Genomic DNA, 18,878 nt, shown 5'->3' on the forward strand with positions numbered 1-18,878 from the left:
AAGAGTACTTAAAAGTCATTTTTGTTAAGTTACATCTCCTGAGGTTTTGTAGCGCCGTCAGATACTTTTCCCTTGGTCCAATTTTTCTTTATTCGTATATCATCTCCAAAAAACTTGCAAGCTGTAAAGTTTCCAAATAGCCTAGAGGTTATTCTTTCAGCATAGACCTTAAGCAAACTGTCTAGGGATAAATTAGTGGATACGAGCATTTTCTTTTGCATTAACAACTTAGTGTTGAGTAGGTTAAATAGTTCTGTTTTAGAAAAATCTGAAATTTGCTCAGTACCCAAGTCATCTATGATAAGGAGGTCGCAATTTATTAGTAGCTCCTCTAAAGAAGAGTCGTTATTAAATCGAATTTCCTTTAAGGCCTTTATCAATTCTTCAGCAGTCTTGTATACTACAAAATAACCTTTGTCGATTAACTCCTTTGTAATGCAATGGGACAAGAAGGTCTTTCCTGTTCCAGAACTTCCAAAGAATAATAAATTTTCATCAGTACTATCAAAGTTCTTTAAAAAACTCATGGATTTAGATAAAATCTTTTCTATGTTCTTTTTTGGAGATGAAGATTCAGCCTCGCTTTTTCTAGAAGAATAGTGGTCCAATTTAAAGTTATCAAAATTATTGATTTTTAACAAGCTGCGAAGCTCGGACCCATCATAATAGACATCTACAACCTTTTGCTTAAAACAAGTACATTTAGCATTTCCAATAAAGCCTGTATCACGACATTTACTACATCTATAATGCAAATTTAAGTAATCCATATCAAAACCATTAGAAACTAATAGTTCAGATTTCTTCATTCGAAGATCCATTATATTTTCTCTAAGAGTACTTAGGTATGCTTCTCTATTATCTATGTTTTTTAAAGCACTAATAGATAATTGTATACATAGCCTACCTATTTTCTGATCTAGTTCAATGATTTCAGGATGAGTCTTTTCTATATGAATTTTTCTGTTTCTAAAGTCTGACTCTTCATCTTGTCTTATTTTATCGTATAAAGCTAATATTTTAGTTTGATATCCCTTAATCATTATTATCCCATCCTAGTAATTTTTTTTCTAGTTCATCAAAGTCATAGGCCCTTTGTTCATAATCATTAAAGGTTCCTTTAGCAGGTTTACTACCAGCAGTATTAGGTTTGTTAGTTAATAAACGTTTTTTATCCTTTTTCTCAATATCCTCTAAAGAATTAATTCCATCCTTAAACCAGCTATTAAGGATTCCATCGATATATTTAAAGTCAGCTCGGTTAAGTCTATCAAAACAGATGTCACAAGCTTTAAAAATAATTTCCAGAGAAAACTTATAAACATTAAGCCACTTATCTAATATTTGTTCTTGAGGCTTCATTATTTCTGGAGCTTTTATTCCCAAATAATTTAATATCTTTCTTATATTTATCCATTTATCTTCATGTTTTCTTATAAAGGACTGGGCATCTTCTATGTTTTTAATATTACCATCATGCCATGCAATTGCAATGGTTTCAATGTATCTATAATCAACTTTACCTTTTGACACACAATACTGAATTAGTAGAAGTATCAGCTCAGGCGCAAAGCCATAATCCTTTTGCCAGCTTAGGTACATAGTCATTTCTTTTGGTGATAGAGGTCTTGCTAGTAGCTTTTCAATATCCTGAAGCATTCCTTTTATAGAGGCATTAGCCAGTTCCTCAATTAAGTTTATATTTTGGGCAATTTCACTAGGGGCATCTAATAAATCCAAAAATTCAATATTAAAGTTACCCATATTATCAATAGGAGTCATCTTAATTAGACTCTCATCATTCCAGTAATTCCATGCGTTAACAACGTCTGTTTCTAAAAGGCCTAGGGTATTTGCGATAACTGAAGAAGTGGCACCTATTTCACCTGATGCACAATATTTCAAACCAAGAAGGTAAACTTTAACAAACTCTCCCCTAGCTCTAGGCATAAACTTATCTATAAAAATATTACTCACAGGAGTATATTTATAATTTTCATTCTTAAACATAAAAGTGCTCATAAAGTCACTACCTTTCTTTCTATATTTAATTTCTATAGTTTATAGAAATTTTATTATTCAACTTATAGTATACCATATAGTTAAACATAGAAATAAAAAAATATATTTCAATAATGTTTATTATTAGATATAAAGGGCATATTAAGTAAGTGCCATAGGAGGTATGAAATTGAATGCTTTAAAACGAAACAGAAACAATATATGTGTAATACTTATAACATTACTGTTTACTGCTACTATGTTTATGACAGATGATAATTTTAAAAAAGAAATATTAAAAAGGTTTAATATAACAGTTGATGCATTTCTAATGAAATCAGATAATAAAAAATTGGCATATGTAGTTAGTGAAAAACAAGGGAAAGAAGTTTTAAATTCTATAAAAGATTATTATTCTCAAAATGCAAAACTAAATACTATTACAGAAATAAATATAGATAATAAAATTACATATGAATTTGCAAAGATTAGAATAGGTAATTTATATGAAAATGATGAAATTACTCAGTCAATAATAAAATACAATAGTAAGGCACAAAAGCCAATTATAACTGTTAGGGTAGTTGGCAATACAATTAAAGATCAAGTGGTTAAGTATACCACAATAATGAAATCCTCTGATAAATTAATGAGTGGAGCAAGCAAGGTTCAATTAAGCGGTGTAGATGGAATAAAGAAGGTGACCAATGAAGTAATATTTCTTAACAATAACTTGGCATCAGAAAAGCCTTTAAAGTCAGAAATAGTGACACCAATGCAAAGTAAAGAAATATTAATTGGAACTAATAAACCGGTAATCCTTGATGTTGCCTATATGAATACCCCTTCAAGGGGTAGCATAAGTTCAAGCTTTGGTGTGCGCTGGGGAAAGATGCATAAGGGAATTGATATAGCAGCGAATCTTGGTGCTACAATAAGTGCTGCATTAGATGGAACAGTTACATATGCAGGTTGGCAGGATGGCTATGGTAATGTAATAAAGATGGATCATGGAGATAAGGTAGAAACTACATATGCGCACTGTAGTGCCATTACTGTGAAAAAAGGAGAAGTTGTAAATCAAGGTGAGAAAATAGGAGAAGTGGGAAGTACGGGGAATAGTACAGGACCCCATTTGCATTTTGAGGTAAGGAAAAATGGAGAACCTATAAATCCTGAAAATTATATAAAGTAAAAAATATATATGAATAAAATTTTTTTAAAAGTAAAAAATACTTTATAAAGGAGTGATTTTATGCCATATAAAGAAATGAAAACACCAGCAAAAGAAAAAAACAATAAACCTAAAAAGCCAGAGATAATAGAAGACTCTGAAATGAAGAAGGCAAAACGTAAATCAGCAATAAGATTTGAGGAATAACTAAGTTGGTTTATTTAAGTTTAAATAGAGAGAGCATTAGTGCTCTTTTTATTTTAACAACATTTTGGAAGCTTCAAGTCTGCCATCTCCTATAAGTGGCAGTTGCGTAGCCCAGAAAAGTTACTTTGGTGGCAGGATAACAATTGAGAATTGTTATCTACCCCAGAGGCCTACCCAGAGGTAAATCTGCTTCCAAAGTTGTTAATATTGCAGCACCGCAGGTGATGATTTAATGATATTTAAAAAGAAGGGTCCATATAAGATATTACTAAAATAATAATTAACTTATAGTAATAACTTATATGGTAACATAAGTTACTGATACATTAGGTAAAATGCATTATTATTAATATATAGATTAAAGATAATAAATAGATATTGGAGGAATAATAATGAGCGCTTTTTTAGCACCTATTCACACATGGTTATTTAATAAGATTATATTGGCAGAGGAATTAGAAAAAAGCTTACAAGAAGCTTATATAGATAAATATAATGATATTGCAAAGAATGTTGTAGAAGAGTCACTAGCTTTTGGAACACCTATAGACACAACTAAAAAAATCGAAGATATAATTGATACATCAAATATACATGGATGGTTACAGGATAAAATTACTAAAGTTGAAACTAGAACAGCCTATATAATAACACAAATGGCTAAGAGATATGAGAAAGAAGCAGAAGTCATTGCTGAGCAATGCTTTATAACTCAGGGGAAAGTTATTGGAGAAAGTTCAAAGGAAAAAGGAATATTAGAAACACCAGAAGAATTATTTAATACCCTTAATAATTATTTATTAGAAGGTATGCCTTGTGATAGAGTAACAAGAATTATAAAGTCCGAAAGTGACATCTTTGAATGGGAAACTACAAGTTGCATTCATAAAGCTTATTGGGAAAATGTAAGTGGAGATGTAAATGTATTTTATAATCTTAGACATATATGGATAAAAGCATATATTGAGAATCTTAATGATAAATTTACTTATAATTTTATTGAAGGTTTAGAGCATAGTGGTATAATAGGAGTAAATCAAATTAAAAAAGTAAATTAAAATAAATGTAGTATGGAAGATAATTATTGGTTATTATCCTTCCATGGAATAGGAGGAGATTTTATGGAACCTAAATTTGCTGTGCTTCAAAAGGTGCGAGATGGAAAAAGAACTTATGGTGTAACACCTCATATTCCAGGAGGATTTATAACCTCAAAACAACTTACAAAAATAGCTGAAGTAGCTCAAAAATATAAGGGAATCTTAAAGATGACCTCAGGGCAGAGAATTGCAATACTAGGGTTAGAACCTGAAGATGTTGCAAAGGTATGGGAAGAGCTAGGCATGGAGCCTGCGGTTAAATCAGTAAACTCAGTAAAAAATATTCACATGTGTCCCGCAGCTTTTTGTAAAAGAGCAAAACAAAATTCCTTAAAAATTGGTATGTTTTTCGATAAGCGCTATCATGGAATGGAAATGCCTTGCAGAACAAAAATTGGAGTAGCAGGATGCAGAAATGCTTGTACCGGTGTTTATGCTAGGGATATAGGCGTAATCGGAGACAAAGAAGGATACCTTGTAGTTGCAGGTGGTAGTGGAGGGTACAATCCGAGAGTTGCTGATATTATTGCAGAGAAATTAACGGAGGAACAAGTACTTATTGTAGTTGACACCTTAATAGAATATTACAAGGCAAATGGAGATATGGGAGAAAAACTCGGGGATTTTATTGAGAGAATAGGGATAGAACGATTTAAACAGGACATACTTAGCAAAGCTATTAAGTAAAAAGAATTTCACTATAATAAGACAGCATTAAGAATATTTTTTAATATTCTTAATGCTGTTTCTTTTTATATACATTAAATGGGAAAAAACATTAAATAATAAAATAAATATATGAAAATAAATGGGATTAATGGTATAATGTTTACAGAAACCATAAAGTATCTATTAAAGTTGATAATAAAGAACTTAAAAAGACAAATGAGTATAAATTTTTAATTTATTAATATTGGGGGGCTAAAATCAATGGAATTAGACATGAAGGTCACATTTATTGAGTACGAACAGTTACCTATTCCAATAATATGTTTTGATAAACATATTAAAATTAATTATTTAAACAATGAGGCAAAGTCAATAATAAAAAGACTTAAGCCCATTAAAGACAGTTATGCTAATAATGAAAGTGAATTCGCCATACCAATATGGCTTAGTATAAAAACTCAAGAGTTCTATTTAAGTAATCATAATGAGCAAGTTTATTTAAAAGCAATTCAAAGCGACGAAGAAGGTTGCTTTCTTGAATTAATATTTAAGAAAATTCTTAATGAGGACAATTATTGTAACGGAATTAGGTTAATTATTAAAGATGTAAGCGGTTACGTAAGGGCAAAAAATGAAATGCAAAAGGAACTAGAGGAAATAAAAAGTTTTTCTGAAGAGCAATTAGTAAAACTTGAAAAAATAAACTCTTTAAGTATTCTTGCAGCAGGTATTGCTCATGATTTCAATAATATATTAACTATAATACTAGGAAATATATATATTATTAAAAGGTATCTTAATATAATTACTAATAAAGTTAACAATAAGTTCTCGCAAATTGAAAAGTTAATAGCACAAGCACAAGATCTTAACCAACAATTAATGAGTTTTTCAAAGGATGAATTGCCAATTAAGAAAACAATAAATATAAAGGGTTTAATTAAGAAGACTGCTGCTATGGTATTAAGTGGGTCTAGTAATAGGTGTATTTTCTCTATTGCCCAGGATTTATGGCCTGTGGAAGTAGACGAAAGCCAAATTCGGGAAGTTATTAATAACTTACTAATAAATGCAGGACAAGCTATGCCAAAGGGTGGGATTATTCAAGTAAACGCTACTAATGTATATGTAGAGGGAGGTAATAAAAGGAATATTAAGCAAGGAAAATATATAATGCTAGAAATAAGAGATAAGGGAATGGGTATTTCTAAGGAGGATATGGATAGAATATTTAAGCCTTACTTTACTACGAAGACTAACGGTACAGGGTTAGGACTTGCAGCTAGTTATTCAATAATTGCTAAACACAATGGATATATTCATGTAGAATCCGAGATATCAGTGGGGACAAGTTTTTATATTTATTTAAGAGCATCTGAGCAAGAGGTTATAAATGATAAAGTTAAACGTGAAAAGGTAATATTAGGTACAGGAAAAGTATTAGTAATGGATGATGATAAGAATATTAGAGAAATTAATAGACTTATGCTCATGGAAATAGGATATGAAGTAGAACTAGTAAAAAACGGCGAGGAGGCTATTAAAGCCTATAAAGATTCAATAATACAAAATAATGTTTTCGATGCAGTAATGATAGATTTAACAATACGCGGAGGTATGGGTGGAAAAGAAACCATTGCAGAGCTTTTAGAACTAGATAAAGAAGTAAATGCTATAGTAGTAAGCGGGTATAGTAGCGACGCGGCAATGAATGATTGCAAAGCTTATGGATTTAAAGGATGTATTAAAAAACCTTATAATTTAGAACAATTAGCTAATGTACTTAATAAGGTTGTAAGCAAAACAAAACAGTTCATATAAAATTTAAAGTATAGTAGCCTCTCCATATGGATAGCATAATATCTAAAAGGAGAGATGAAAATTGAGACGAATGAAGGGAAGAGAAATTGGTAGCGAAGAGCTTGAAGAGCTAAAGAATGGATTAGATAGGTATATTAAAGTTGACGGAATAGACAGCAAGCTTGTAAACATACCAACTATAGTTACTGGTCTTAATAAGGATGGAACCATAAGGGAAGAAGCAATTGATTCTTATGCCTATGAAGTAATTGAGCAAAATGAAACGATTATTGATTAGTATTTAAGGGATTTAAAAAGCATATGACTATAGGTGTATCTTATAAGCTATAGTTATACGCTTTATTTTATATTTTAAATTTATTAATGATTTTACACAAAATTAAATTATTTTTCTCGTGGCGTAAATTTATCACAAGGTAACCCAGTTGATTGTTTTACTAGTATGTAAGGCAAGTTCATAGATTTAAAACCATAAAGTTTACAACCCTTTGGAAATGACGGGTCCCAGGTTACGTAGAAATATATACACTTTTGACAGTTTATTTTCTCATTAGCCATAAATATCCCCTTTAAAATAAAATTGACATTATAAAAATATAATATTTGGACTTGAATATAATAAAGTTTAATAAATATCAAGTTTAATTTAATAATAACATCTTTTAGTCCATAAAAAAATAGATATAGTTTTATTTTAAAACATATATCCATTAAATCATCATCTGCGATGCTGCAATATTAATAACTTTGGAAGTAGATTTAGATTAACACCAAAGTAACCCTAACCACCAAAGTAACCCTAACCACCAAAGTAACCCTAACCACCAAGGGTTACATCTTGCTCATTATACCAATCTAGAGCACTTAATAACTGGTCAGGTTTAAAGTCTGGCCAGAAATCATCTATAACGTAAAAGTCAGAGTATATAGATTGTAAGGGTAAAAATCCACTAAGACGTCGTCTTCCACCCCAACGAATAATTAAATCTACTCTGGAGATATCATTTGTTTTTATACAGTTAAATATATTTTTTCTGTTGCTACTTTTATTTTGATCAAGATTACTTAAGTCCCATTCCCAACCATAATTCACAAGGAAGTTTAGTTTTATGCCACCCTTGCCGAAGGTTTTTCTTGTGGTGTAAGGAAGAAGTTCTTTAGGAAACATAGGTGAGTCACTGTTTCCTACAACTAGTAAATCGGCATCTTGGGTACTTAATAGCTTTACTGCATCAACACAAGCCTTAACAAAGGCTTCTCTCTGAAAAGATGGCCTTTTTGTATTATCAGTAGTGAAGCCATAGTAGGTTATTTCCTTTACTCCCATGCCCTTGCAAATTTTATACAAAGCCAAACCAGGATCTAGCCCAAAGGTATATCCTTTATCTTTTGATAGTCCATTGTCAACAGACCATCTTCTATTTCCATCAGGGATAACGCCGATATGAGTAGGTATTCGCATGTTAGCACCTCTATTTGTAAATTTTTTTAAGGTATAAATTATAGTATCCCCAATATTGATATATTAATCCACGCTGTTCATAAAATGTATGGATAATTAACAAAACTAAAGGAATATTCTACATAATGTATAAAAGTGCTTTCATTTTCCAGTAATATAGTATATCATTATTTAAAACTTCTCTAGTACGTGGATGACTTTAGTGGTAAAATAAATTTCTTAATTAATTGGGGTGAAGTAATGAACAAAACAAAAAGAGCTATATTTCAATCGGCAATTAAAATCTTTTCTGTTAACGGATATGATGGAGCTACTATGGATGAGATTTCAGCAAGTGCTGGAGTAGCTAAAGGCACCGTCTATTATTACTTTAAAAGTAAGGATGAGGTTTTTAAATACATAATTACTGAAGGAGTAAATTTGCTTACAGAGCAAATAGAAATTATAGTTGGGGGCAATGGTGATTATACTTTTAAGTTAAGAGAATTAACCAAAGCGCAGTTAAAATTGGTATATGAAAATAAAGATTTATTTAAGGTTGTAATTAGTCAAGCGTGGGGTGGAAAGATTAGGCATTCTGAGTTGAGGGAACTATTAAATGGATACATGAAGGATATCGAGGAGTTTTTAGTGATGGCTATGGATGATGGAGCTATAAAAAGATGTGAATCTTCTCTTTTGACGTATATGTATTTTGGAACATTGGTTTCGGTGGCAGCGTATAATGTCATCAAAAATGATAGAATGAAATTGGATGAAGTTACGGATAGTTTTATGCAGCATCTGTTAAATGGAATAAAGTAAAAATAAGCAGTAAGATAATTCTAGGCAATAGAATTTCTCGCTGTTTTTATTTTTTTGAAAAAAATATTGACTTTATTATAAAAAAGCGTAGAATATAAATGTTGACTGACTGGTCAGTCGACAAAACACCATTAATAAAACTGTTACAAAAATAATTTTATATAAAGGATGAGGTGATAATATGAATTTTTTAAAGGTAGCTGGGAGAGATATTTCAAGCATATTTAAAAATAGATTCATACGAGTATCAGTAATAGCAATTATTATAGTTCCACTTTTGTATAGTTTACTTTACCTTAATGCCTTTTGGGATCCATATGCTAGGATTAAAGATATGCCTGTAGCTGTGGTAAACCAAGATAAGGGAAGTATAAAAGATGGTGAAAAGGTTAACTTTGGGCAAGACTTTGTAGACAATCTCAAAGAAAAGCAATCAGTAGGTTGGAGATTTGTTTCAAGAGAGCAAGCGGAAGAGGGACTTAATGGCAAGAAGTATTATGCAATGCTGGTTATTCCAGAAACCTTCTCGGAAAACGCACTAAGCGCTACTAAAGGAAAACCAAAGCAAGCTACAATACTATACAGCGCAAATGAAAAAAGAAATTTTTTAGCAGCACAGATTAATGGTAAGGTACTAGATCAACTTAAGTCAGAATTAACTAAAAGTATGTCAAAGGAATATACAATTGAAGTATTTGATAGTTTGTATGAAGTTAAAGATGGTATGAAAAAAGCTTCTGATGGAAGTAAAGAGTTATCTGATGGATTAGTTACTGCAAAAGATGGGACTAGCAAGTTAAAAGATGGAGTAGGACAACTTAATAGTAACATTCCAGAGATGGTAGATGGAGTAGGTAAGTTACTGGTAGGTTCTAATACATTAACTAGTAAGCTAGGAGAACTTAATTCTCAGGTGCCTACTATGGCAAGTGGTATAAATCAACTTTATGGTGGTGCAGGTCAATTAAACAATGGTATATCACAACTTAATGACCAAGTGCCAACAATGGCAACTGGGGTACAAAAACTTAATGATGCATATAAAACTCAAATTGTACCCTCAACTGGAAAACTTAAGGAGGGAGCATCACAACTTGCATTGGGCCTTGGGGCAGCTAAAGAAGGAGCGACTCAGCTGTCTGGTGCAGCAACAAAACTTAATGATGGCGGTGCACTTCTTACAGAAGGTTCAGCAAAACTTAATGCAGGATATGGACAAATGGAAAAGGGTATAGGGGCTCTTAAGGATGGAAGTTTAAAAGTTTCCACAGGAGTAGATGCTTTATTAGATAATAATAAAAAATCTCAAGCAGCACTTGCGCAGGCTTTAGATAAACAGCTTGGAGAGTATTTAAAAGCTCATCCAGAGGCTAAGCAAGATGTTAATATGCAAAACTTTTTAGCTACGATAAGCTCATTAAATAAGGCTTCAACAGATGAGAAAAACTTAGCAATGATGAATGAACTTCAAACTGGTGCCCATAAAGTATCAGAAGGGTCAGCACAATTACAACAAGGATCATCAGCTTTTGTAGCTGGATCAAAAGAATTTGCGCAAAGTACTGTTACCTTTGCAAAAGGTGCCGATGAGTTTTCAAAAGGAGCTGGTAGCTTTGCAGAAAAAACAGGTACAGCAATAGGAGCGGCAACACAAATTAGTGGAGGACTTGATACCCTTTATGCTGCTATGAATGGTGAATTTGGAAATGGACTTTCACAGCTTAATAATAAGATTCCAGATCTAACTGCTGGTGTAGAAAAGCTAGCTGGTGGTTCAATGGCTTTATCAGGAGGGCTAACACAGCTACATGAAAAAATGCCAGCGCTAGTAGAGGGAACCTCAAAACTAAGTGCAGGGTCAGCTGAGATTACATCAGGAATCAGTACTTTAACTGGAAAGTTACCTGAGCTCAAAGATGGGGTAACTAAATTATACGATGGAGCTAACAAGTTAGACGATGGTATGATAAAGCTTACAGATGGTTCTAAAGAACTTAATGAAAAGCTTACAGATGGATATAGTGATCTTAATAGCAGTTTGAAAAACGACAGTAAAACTATGGGAGCTACATTCTCTGAACCAGTAGTTGTAAATCAAGAGGCAGTGAATCCTGTTAAAACCTATGGCGAAGGGTTTACTCCATACTTCATTCCACTATCCTTATGGGTAGGAGCGTTGATGATGTTCTTTGTAATCACTGATAAGGTAGATGACGATATTAATGCAAGTCCAGCATCTGTAGTTGCAGGTAAGTTTTTGTCTTACGGAGCTATAGGATTTATGCAGGCAGTACTTGCAAGTGGAGCTGTAATGTTATTAGGTCTTAGACCAAACAATGTAATATTATATTTCCTATTTAATATATTCTTGTCCTGTGTATTTATAGCCATTATTCAATGTATGGTATTCTTACTTGGACAAGTGGGAAGATTAATATCAATTATATTATTAATACTTCAACTTACTTCTTGTGCAGGTACATTCCCATTAGAAGTTGTGCCTACATTATTTAAGGTTTTAAATCCCTTTATGCCATTTACTTATGCAGTATCTGGGTTAAGGGAAGTAATATCAGGTGTTGACTATGGTGTACTTACAAAAGATATAATAGTACTTGGAGCAATGTTATTTGTATTCTTATTCATATCAATATTGATGAAGGGACATGCAGACAAAGTGCAAAAGTTAATACAAGATAGAAAAGATGAAGCAGAAGTTATAAGAGCATAGTATTAAATCATCACCTTCGGTGCTGCAATATTAACAACTTTGGAAGCAGATTTAGACTGCCACCAAAGTAACTTTTCTGGGCTAGGCAACTGCCACTTATAGAAGATAGCAGACTTGAAGCTTTCAAAATGTTGTTAAAAAGATAAGGTGATATACAAAAGACCACAGGCTAATTTATTTAAATTAGCCTGTGGTCTTTTAATTTAAGATGTTCCTGTTATTCTTGATTAAATTTTGTTCTGTAGCCACACTTTCTGCACAATTCCTCAACGGCTTCTCTCCTAGAAAAACCATTAAAAATGTTATTTGCTCTTTCACTTTCAACTATTTGAGAGAAGTGAGATTTATGGATATTACCTAGATTTATAACGCCTTCTCCATCAAGGCAACAAGGCACTACTGTTCCATCTACTAAGATAGCCACTTGATTTCTAAGACCATAACAAAAACCAGGACTATTGTCTTCCGTAACCTTTAAATCCGGCCACTGAAATTCATGATCTTGATTCAGATAGACCTTATCACAAAGTTTAATGCCTCTACCTGGATGTATTTCTTCTTCAATTTTATAAGGAAGGTTGAAGGCCTCTTCAATTGTCAAAAGCAAGGTACTATTTTTTTTGGCTAAAGCATTTGTAACATTGTCTTTATCAAGATTCCATAATCTTAGAGAAAATAGAGTATCAGTGATAGCTATTGATTCCTTTACAAAGGCGATAATGTTATTGATATAGTCATCTTTATTTGATGCGCCTTCATTACCATCAAAGCTATGCAAGGAAAAATTAACTTGTCTTAGTGAAGGTTTTGAGATTATTTTGTCCCAAACTTCGCGAATTAAAGTTCCGTTGGTGGTTATGTTAACTTTGAAACCTTTTTTATAGCTTAAATCCAAAAACTCACCTAAATTGGGGTGAAGTAGAGGCTCTCCTTTAACATGAAAATATATATAGTCTGTGTGAGGTTTTATTTGATCTAATATTTTACTAAAGGTCTTTATTTCCATAAATTCAGGAGATCTACAGGTTTGAGGACAAAAATTGCAGGAAAGGTTACATACATTTGTAATTTCTATATAAAACTTTTTAAATTTCTTCATTAAATAACTCCAATCATAAATAGACGTTAGGAAGGGACCATCAGAAACTATTGCATTTTTGGGTGCTCCAATATGATGAGCACCTAAATGGTAAGGTGATTCTTTTATAATAACATTCATATAGATTGTAGCATAAAAAGAGTATAAACTATGATGGATTATAAAAAAATATCTTAAAATACTAAGTTGATATATATAATAGAAAATGTTAATCTCTCCTAGAATTATAAATGAATAATAACTAAGTATTAAGCTAAATATATATTTAAAATGGAAAAGGAGAAGGGTGTTATGGCGTTATTAGGAAATCCATTCGTTGCAAACGTACCAAGACAAATGTCAAATGAAGAACTAGCTCAAGCCATTCGTGTGGACATAACCGGTGAATATGAAGCTATCATAGGTTATGAAGCACATGCAATGTCTACAGCAGATGACAGAGTTAAGAAGGTTCTATATCACATTGCAGATGAGGAAAGAAGACATGTTGGGGAACTTGAAGAAGTTTTAGGTATGTTATCTCCAAAGGACACTCAATTTATTGAAGAAGGCAAGCAGAAAATTAAGGATCAGAAGTCTCAAAACTTCCAGCAACCAATGCAGTAATCAAGAGCTCGGTTAAAGTTAAATTGTGTACTTGGGTAAGTAGCAATATAATTACTGCCATAAGAATAATAAGACCCTGCGGTCTTATTATTTTTATGGCAGTAATTTATATCATTGAGAGTTATCATTTAGATTCAGCAGTATTTTCTAAGATTAAATCAATGCTAACCACACCAATTAATTTTTTATCCTTATAGACTGCCTTAGCTACAGCTACTATTTTATTAGTAGTTGAAAGGTCTGTAAAGGAATCAGAGATATAGGCCCCATTTTCCTTTGCATTTTTATACCATACTCGTTCTCTAGCATCATAGTCAGCTGGTAAGGTTACTTCGGGAAATAAGTAGAAATTACCTAGTTCATCACCGAAATATACAGATAGCATATTAAGACCAGATTTTTCTTTAAAGTCGTTTAAGTGTTGTAAAATAGCATCTTTATTATTATCTTTGGCTAATTCTTTCTCTAGGGCAGCTAGTTTGTCCTTAATATTTGCAAGATCTGTTGATGATATATTTATAGTAGTATCACCTAAATTTTTGTCTACTGTAGTGTTAATATTTGAATTGTTATTTGATGCTTGAATGTTAACCTTTAGCCCGCATCCTGAAAGTAAAAATACTAGGAATATGCATATTATAAACTTTAATTTTCTCAAGTTGTTCCCTCCTTATATTAGATAGTAAGTTCTATAAATTATATATTAAGTATTAAATAAATATTTATAACCATCATTTGTGGAGAAGTGTTCAACTTTCCAACTATTTTCCCGTAGGTATCTATATCATTCTTATCAATTGTGTAATACGTGTTCACGTATTTCTTTATATATATTCTAAAATGCTATGCAAAATAAGCAATAAACGAAAGGTTATGGTTTAACCTATGACAAGGTGATTTTTTCCATCTCTTCATAAACAAATTCAGTGTAGTTAATATCTCCAATCCTTTTTCCAATATCATAAAAATGAAGATAGATTAATACTTTGCAATAATTAAAGTCATTTAAGTTAAATGAGCATTGGGTTTCATAGCCTTCTAAAAAAGAAATTTGTTCCTCTTTTGTTTTTAAAAAATTTTGTGAGGGGCGTAAAATTAGTGACCAAGCTATGTCAAATTCTTTCCAACCTATTCCACAAAGTTCCCAATCTAGTACAGCTGCTATTTTATCATTATTCCATAACAAATTAGCGTAATGGTGATCACCGTGAATAAACACTTTTTCTTTTTCTTTTGGATCATTGTTATTTAACCAATTAGCTATTTTTAAAATTCTATCTTCTGTTATCTTTTCCAGTGGTAAACATCCGTGAAACCTTCTCATTTTTGCTTGTTTCCACTGGATATTTAGGGAATGTATTTTACCTAAACCTTCTCCGAATTTCTTCATGTACATTAATGATTTTTTAAGGCTATTACATGAATCTTCTTTGGATAGTATAGTAGATAATCTGTCACCTATTATTGTTTCTGTAGCTATAAATGAACAATCTCTATTAATATTAAAATCTAATATTTTTGGAACAGGGATTAATGAGTTTTGCAATTTTTTTATTATCTCGACCTCGTTGTTTATATCAGCATCCTCTTGTCTTTCAACTTTTAAATAGAATGTTAAAGGTTCTTCATTATAAAAACCATTGCATTCAAACACATCATTGCCAGCATGAGGGTATCCTTCTATTGATTTTAGCTTTAATTTATTTGAAAAAGCAATGTTAAAAGGGTCTATTAAAGGTTCTCTCCATTTAGGTGTTCTTATCATGATAAAAGCACTCCTCCTGATTATTAAAATGAAACTAAGTACCACTTTTACTTAGTAGACTTCGTTTGCTATTATAATGCTTATAGTACTTGTTTTATTAATTTAACACATTTTCTTTATAAAATAATCATCATAAATCACGAGTTTTTTGTTTAGTAGTAAATAACCTTCCCTATTTAATGATGCAATGCGCTCTTTTGCATCTGGAATAGCTTTTGTAAGAATAAACTTAACATCAAAAGCTTTTGGAAGATGTTCATTAGCGATTTGCAGAATATTATCAATGTAGTTTTGACTTTCATATTTACTTTGTAAGTCTATTCGCAATACGCCATAGTGATTAAATTCATCATCTGCGATTCGGTGGAACATTTCAATGGTGCCAATGATTTCATTTGTATCATTTGCAATAATAGTCCATCGCACAAAATACTTGTTTTTATAGGAATAATCCCAAAAGTCAATTGCCTGTTTCATTCTTTCGATTGAGGTATAATGGAAGTCATCACCGTGGCAATTATCAGCGTTGAAAAAAGGCACAGCTTGTTCATCAGAATAACACTTTAGCAGCTGATATATGTCCTCAGAGGTGGTCTGTCTTAGTGTAATGAGGTCTTTTATATATAGTGGGCATTCGTCGTAAATATTTTTTAGCATTGGTAATCTCCTTTCAAGCCATGGAAGATAGAGGATTTTCTTGAAATAATCTTTTTTCCATTTAATAATAAAAATCTTTATTATTCTAATTAACGTTTTTACTCAATGATTTATAAAAAGTTTCAAGAAACTTTAAATCAAATTTACCATCTATAACTCTATAAGTTGACCATCTTCCATATTTATCGATAATCGAAAGGTGGCCACTTCCTCTTGTTGCAATTCTCAAAAGCTCATTTTTATCACTTTTGATTGATATACTATAGACATCCATATCGTCAAACTTTTGGTAGTTTACATAGGCCATTTTTACATATCTATGTGATTTAAGAAATCTTACTATTTCTTTAGCATCATTTGAGTTATAGCTATCAACAGTAGTTCCACCCTCTAAAATAGATTGTCTATAGATTATTTTTAAATTCGTATTAATATCTACATTTATTTCTTTACCAGTAATTTGAGTTAATTCTCGTGGATAAAACATAACGATGCTAAAGATAATGGTTACTAAAATAATAAAAGCATAAGGAAGTATCTTTTTCATTACGATGTTCATCTCCTCTTTAGGCAATGTAATTATATGCTGTCAATATAGTAGTAACAATATTCATGGACCAATCTCTATATTTTTCAAAATACTCCTTTTTCTCAAAATCCGCTACTAGTTTTAATCTATCATACTCAACATATTGCCTTGATGTTGTAATGTTGCCTTGCAAAAGATCTAATATAATATATTGTGCTCTGGGATCGCCATTAAATGGCATTCCTACAGAACTAGGACATATAAACCTCTTTCCATTGACTTCTTCATCCATGAACAAATGATAATGTCCAAAAATACAAACATCACTTTCCATGCTATTAGCAATATCAGCAAGTGATCTCATATTAGGAATATTGTTTTCTCTTTTTAAATCATCAACTACTGTAAAGACTTCTGTTTCTGACGGATTATGGCACAAATATATAGAGATTCCTTCCTCTTTTATTAGAATATTTGATGGGAGAGACTTCAAGAATGATACGCGTTCTGTTCCTAATTCATTGTATATTTGTTTATTTACTGGATATATCCAATGGGCATTTTCTTCTATGGGAGCTATTAACTCATCAATATTACCTGATATAATTAAATGTTTTTGGCTTTGATTTTTGTAATGCATTAATAAATCAACAACTTCATTTGAACCGTAACCTCCAAAAATATAATCACCGAGAAAAAAAATCATGTCTATATCTTTATTATTTATGTCCTTCAATACTCCTTCAAAAGCAACAATATTACTATGTATATCAGCGACGACTGCAATTCTCATAAAATAGTTACCCTCCTCCTGTTGATAAAGATTAATTTATCTATATCCTTGTTGTAACTTTTTCCACTTTCGTATTTTCGTTCTAAAGGACTTGAACGGTGCAACAGTATTGATGTGAATCCATTTCCATATAGGCCAATTAGAGGCAGTTGATGATGACCACTTTCTTCCGCCTTGCTGAAATAATTCGAAATCTGTGTAACTGTTAATCAGTTCTATAATTTGCTGTTCTGCCTTTATAAACATAGTGCATAACTCTTTGAGAGTATATCCCTCATGTTGCTTATAAAAAGCTTCATATAAACCACCGAGGTTATTCCATTTGTAGCCTGTAGTTGGAGTGATAACGATATGTCCTTGCTGTTCTTGCTTATCCCAATCAAGAATCAGATTCAGCCAACCCAATTGATAAGCAATCATTTGAGCAGGTGTTCTATCAACTCCATCAATTAACCTATCTTTATCTTTTTCATCAATACCGTTAAATTCCTCTATAAATAATTTTCCGCGATTTGAAATTTCTAAAATCAATTCTTGTTTGTTTTGGTATTCTGTCACTTTTACACCCCGTTTTCAAATTTACATTATAACCAATTTCACCTAGAGTTACTAATTCTCACCCCCCCTATATGATTCGATGTTTGATTATATAAATATTTTTTAATTTCAACAATCTAGCCTATATATAGATTATAAGTAATAAACTTACACATTGCTATATAAAAATAGTCCACCGGCTAAGATGGACTATAAAAATTTGTTAGTTGATGTGGCATGTTTTCACTAAACTTTCGTCGGCAACAAATACTAACCACTTGAAAATTATCATTAATAATTATTTATTTGCTTGTTCCATTTATCCACATACTCACCAGTTGACCATTGGTTAAGAATAATACTTTCATTACTATCAACATCAATACTCAAGGCTGGTTTGTCAATACTATTTTTAGGATTAGAATAAATCAACAATTTATTTGGAGTTAAAACTGCTAAAACATCATTATTAGGTGAAGATACTGCATCTTTAGCTTGAGGAATTTCTTGCTTTATCCTGTCCCAGCTAATACATAAATCATCATAGGATATTATTGTTTTTGGCAGCTTGGATAGATTATAATAAATTGTACAGTAAACATTCGATCATGATATAATAGATAAAAAGGAGTGTGTAAAATATCATGGCAGGAAAAACAAAAAATTATACAGAGGAATTTAAAAAGCAAATAGTAGCTCTTAAGCAAAATGGTAAATCAACCTCAGATATAGCAAGAGAATATCAAATCGCAAAATCTACAATAATTAAGTGGTTAAATGATTATAGCGAATCTGGGTCTTTCAAGGCTAAAGATAATCGAACCATGGAAGAGAATGAACTACTACGTCTTCGTAAAGAAAATAAGCAATTGCTGATGGAAAATGATATTTTAAAGCAAGCAGCGCTGATAATGGGACGAAAA

General features: G+C 31.6%; 20 protein-coding genes and 1 pseudogene. 10 read left to right on the forward strand and 11 right to left on the reverse strand.

The features are described 5' to 3' along the window. Positions 1–29: 29 nt before the first annotated feature. Both LGK97_RS12980 and LGK97_RS12985 read right to left on the reverse strand, forming a co-directional pair. Positions 30–1,043, reverse strand: a complete 1,014-nt coding sequence (locus tag LGK97_RS12980) for an ATP-binding protein (protein WP_226260193.1) — start codon at positions 1,041–1,043, stop codon at positions 30–32. Beyond that, the gene (locus LGK97_RS12985) at positions 1,036–2,022 is read right to left on the reverse strand and encodes a DnaD domain protein (protein WP_226260194.1); all 987 of its coding nucleotides are present in this window, start codon (positions 2,020–2,022) and stop codon (positions 1,036–1,038) included. The genes LGK97_RS12980 and LGK97_RS12985 overlap by 8 nt, the downstream gene beginning before the upstream one ends. A 169-nt stretch (positions 2,023–2,191) precedes the next feature. On the opposite strand from LGK97_RS12985, the gene LGK97_RS12990 reads away from it, so the two are divergent. The 6 genes from LGK97_RS12990 (at position 2,192) to LGK97_RS13010 (ending at position 7,249) form a co-directional block, all read left to right on the forward strand. Then, on the forward strand, positions 2,192–3,196 hold the full coding sequence (locus tag LGK97_RS12990) for a peptidoglycan DD-metalloendopeptidase family protein (protein ID WP_226260195.1): 1,005 nt from the start codon (positions 2,192–2,194) through the stop codon (positions 3,194–3,196). Positions 3,197–3,256: 60 nt separating this feature from the next. Further along, entirely contained in the window at positions 3,257–3,382 is a 126-nt protein-coding gene (locus LGK97_RS19820) for a hypothetical protein (RefSeq protein ID WP_264175038.1), read from the forward strand. A gap of 392 nt (positions 3,383–3,774) precedes the next feature. Next, entirely contained in the window at positions 3,775–4,440 is a 666-nt protein-coding gene (locus LGK97_RS12995; RefSeq protein ID WP_226260196.1) for a hypothetical protein, read from the forward strand. A gap of 63 nt (positions 4,441–4,503) precedes the next feature. Beyond that, a complete protein-coding gene (locus LGK97_RS13000) occupies positions 4,504–5,169 on the forward strand; it encodes an NAD(P)/FAD-dependent oxidoreductase (protein WP_226260197.1) in 666 nt (221 codons plus the stop codon). A gap of 243 nt (positions 5,170–5,412) precedes the next feature. Continuing rightward, the gene (locus LGK97_RS13005) at positions 5,413–6,972 is read left to right on the forward strand and encodes an ATP-binding protein (protein WP_226260198.1); all 1,560 of its coding nucleotides are present in this window, start codon (positions 5,413–5,415) and stop codon (positions 6,970–6,972) included. A 61-nt stretch (positions 6,973–7,033) separates the two neighbouring features. Continuing rightward, complete coding sequence (locus LGK97_RS13010) at positions 7,034–7,249, forward strand: hypothetical protein (RefSeq protein ID WP_226260199.1); 216 nt, start codon at positions 7,034–7,036, stop codon at positions 7,247–7,249. A 107-nt stretch (positions 7,250–7,356) separates the two neighbouring features. On the opposite strand, the gene LGK97_RS13015 is transcribed toward LGK97_RS13010, so the two are convergent. Together LGK97_RS13015 and LGK97_RS13020 are read right to left on the reverse strand one after the other, a co-directional pair. Beyond that, the gene (locus LGK97_RS13015; protein WP_226260200.1) at positions 7,357–7,530 is read right to left on the reverse strand and encodes a uracil-DNA glycosylase; all 174 of its coding nucleotides are present in this window, start codon (positions 7,528–7,530) and stop codon (positions 7,357–7,359) included. Between the two features lie 259 nt (positions 7,531–7,789). Beyond that, positions 7,790–8,434: an undecaprenyl diphosphate synthase family protein gene (locus LGK97_RS13020; protein ID WP_226260201.1), complete on the reverse strand. Its 645-nt coding sequence runs from the start codon at positions 8,432–8,434 to the stop codon at positions 7,790–7,792. A gap of 240 nt (positions 8,435–8,674) precedes the next feature. Here LGK97_RS13020 and LGK97_RS13025 point away from each other — a divergent pair, with 240 nt between their 5' ends. Beyond that, positions 8,675–9,238 (forward strand): TetR/AcrR family transcriptional regulator, encoded by a 564-nt coding sequence (locus tag LGK97_RS13025; RefSeq protein WP_226260202.1) that lies wholly within the window; start codon positions 8,675–8,677, stop codon positions 9,236–9,238. Between the two features lie 181 nt (positions 9,239–9,419). Beyond that, positions 9,420–11,969, forward strand: a complete 2,550-nt coding sequence (locus LGK97_RS13030) for a YhgE/Pip domain-containing protein (RefSeq protein ID WP_226260203.1) — start codon at positions 9,420–9,422, stop codon at positions 11,967–11,969. Between the two features lie 217 nt (positions 11,970–12,186). Here the strand turns inward: LGK97_RS13030 and LGK97_RS13035 are convergent, their stop codons facing one another. Further along, positions 12,187–13,068: a radical SAM/SPASM domain-containing protein gene (locus LGK97_RS13035; RefSeq protein ID WP_226260204.1), complete on the reverse strand. Its 882-nt coding sequence runs from the start codon at positions 13,066–13,068 to the stop codon at positions 12,187–12,189. Between the two features lie 291 nt (positions 13,069–13,359). Here LGK97_RS13035 and LGK97_RS13040 point away from each other — a divergent pair, with 291 nt between their 5' ends. Continuing rightward, a complete protein-coding gene (locus tag LGK97_RS13040) occupies positions 13,360–13,674 on the forward strand; it encodes a demethoxyubiquinone hydroxylase family protein (RefSeq protein ID WP_226260205.1) in 315 nt (104 codons plus the stop codon). A gap of 124 nt (positions 13,675–13,798) precedes the next feature. On the opposite strand, the gene LGK97_RS13045 is transcribed toward LGK97_RS13040, so the two are convergent. The 6 genes from LGK97_RS13045 to LGK97_RS13070 all read right to left on the reverse strand — a co-directional run bounded on the left by LGK97_RS13045 (position 13,799) and on the right by LGK97_RS13070 (position 17,976). Continuing rightward, on the reverse strand, positions 13,799–14,332 hold the full coding sequence (locus tag LGK97_RS13045) for a cache domain-containing protein (RefSeq protein WP_226260206.1): 534 nt from the start codon (positions 14,330–14,332) through the stop codon (positions 13,799–13,801). 225 nt (positions 14,333–14,557) lie between these two features. Beyond that, on the reverse strand, positions 14,558–15,439 hold the full coding sequence (locus LGK97_RS13050) for a phosphotransferase family protein (RefSeq protein ID WP_226260207.1): 882 nt from the start codon (positions 15,437–15,439) through the stop codon (positions 14,558–14,560). A 102-nt stretch (positions 15,440–15,541) separates the two neighbouring features. Further along, positions 15,542–16,096, reverse strand: coding sequence for a GNAT family N-acetyltransferase (locus LGK97_RS13055; protein WP_226260208.1), 555 nt, complete (start codon positions 16,094–16,096; stop codon positions 15,542–15,544). Positions 16,097–16,181: 85 nt separating this feature from the next. After that, a complete protein-coding gene (locus LGK97_RS13060) occupies positions 16,182–16,643 on the reverse strand; it encodes a hypothetical protein (RefSeq protein ID WP_226260209.1) in 462 nt (153 codons plus the stop codon). A 19-nt stretch (positions 16,644–16,662) separates the two neighbouring features. Further along, positions 16,663–17,418: a metallophosphoesterase family protein gene (locus tag LGK97_RS13065; RefSeq protein ID WP_226260210.1), complete on the reverse strand. Its 756-nt coding sequence runs from the start codon at positions 17,416–17,418 to the stop codon at positions 16,663–16,665. A 36-nt stretch (positions 17,419–17,454) separates the two neighbouring features. Continuing rightward, positions 17,455–17,976 carry a ClbS/DfsB family four-helix bundle protein gene (locus LGK97_RS13070; protein ID WP_226260211.1) on the reverse strand — a complete coding sequence of 174 codons (522 nt, stop codon included), beginning with the start codon at positions 17,974–17,976 and terminating at the stop codon, positions 17,455–17,457. A 623-nt stretch (positions 17,977–18,599) separates the two neighbouring features. Here LGK97_RS13070 and LGK97_RS13075 point away from each other — a divergent pair. Beyond that, positions 18,600–18,878 (forward strand): annotated as a pseudogene (locus tag LGK97_RS13075) (transposase); the annotation flags it as partial.

The sequence above is a fragment of the Clostridium sp. CS001 genome (assembly GCF_020443565.1).
In the GTDB taxonomy this organism is placed as follows: domain Bacteria; phylum Bacillota; class Clostridia; order Clostridiales; family Clostridiaceae; genus Clostridium_AD.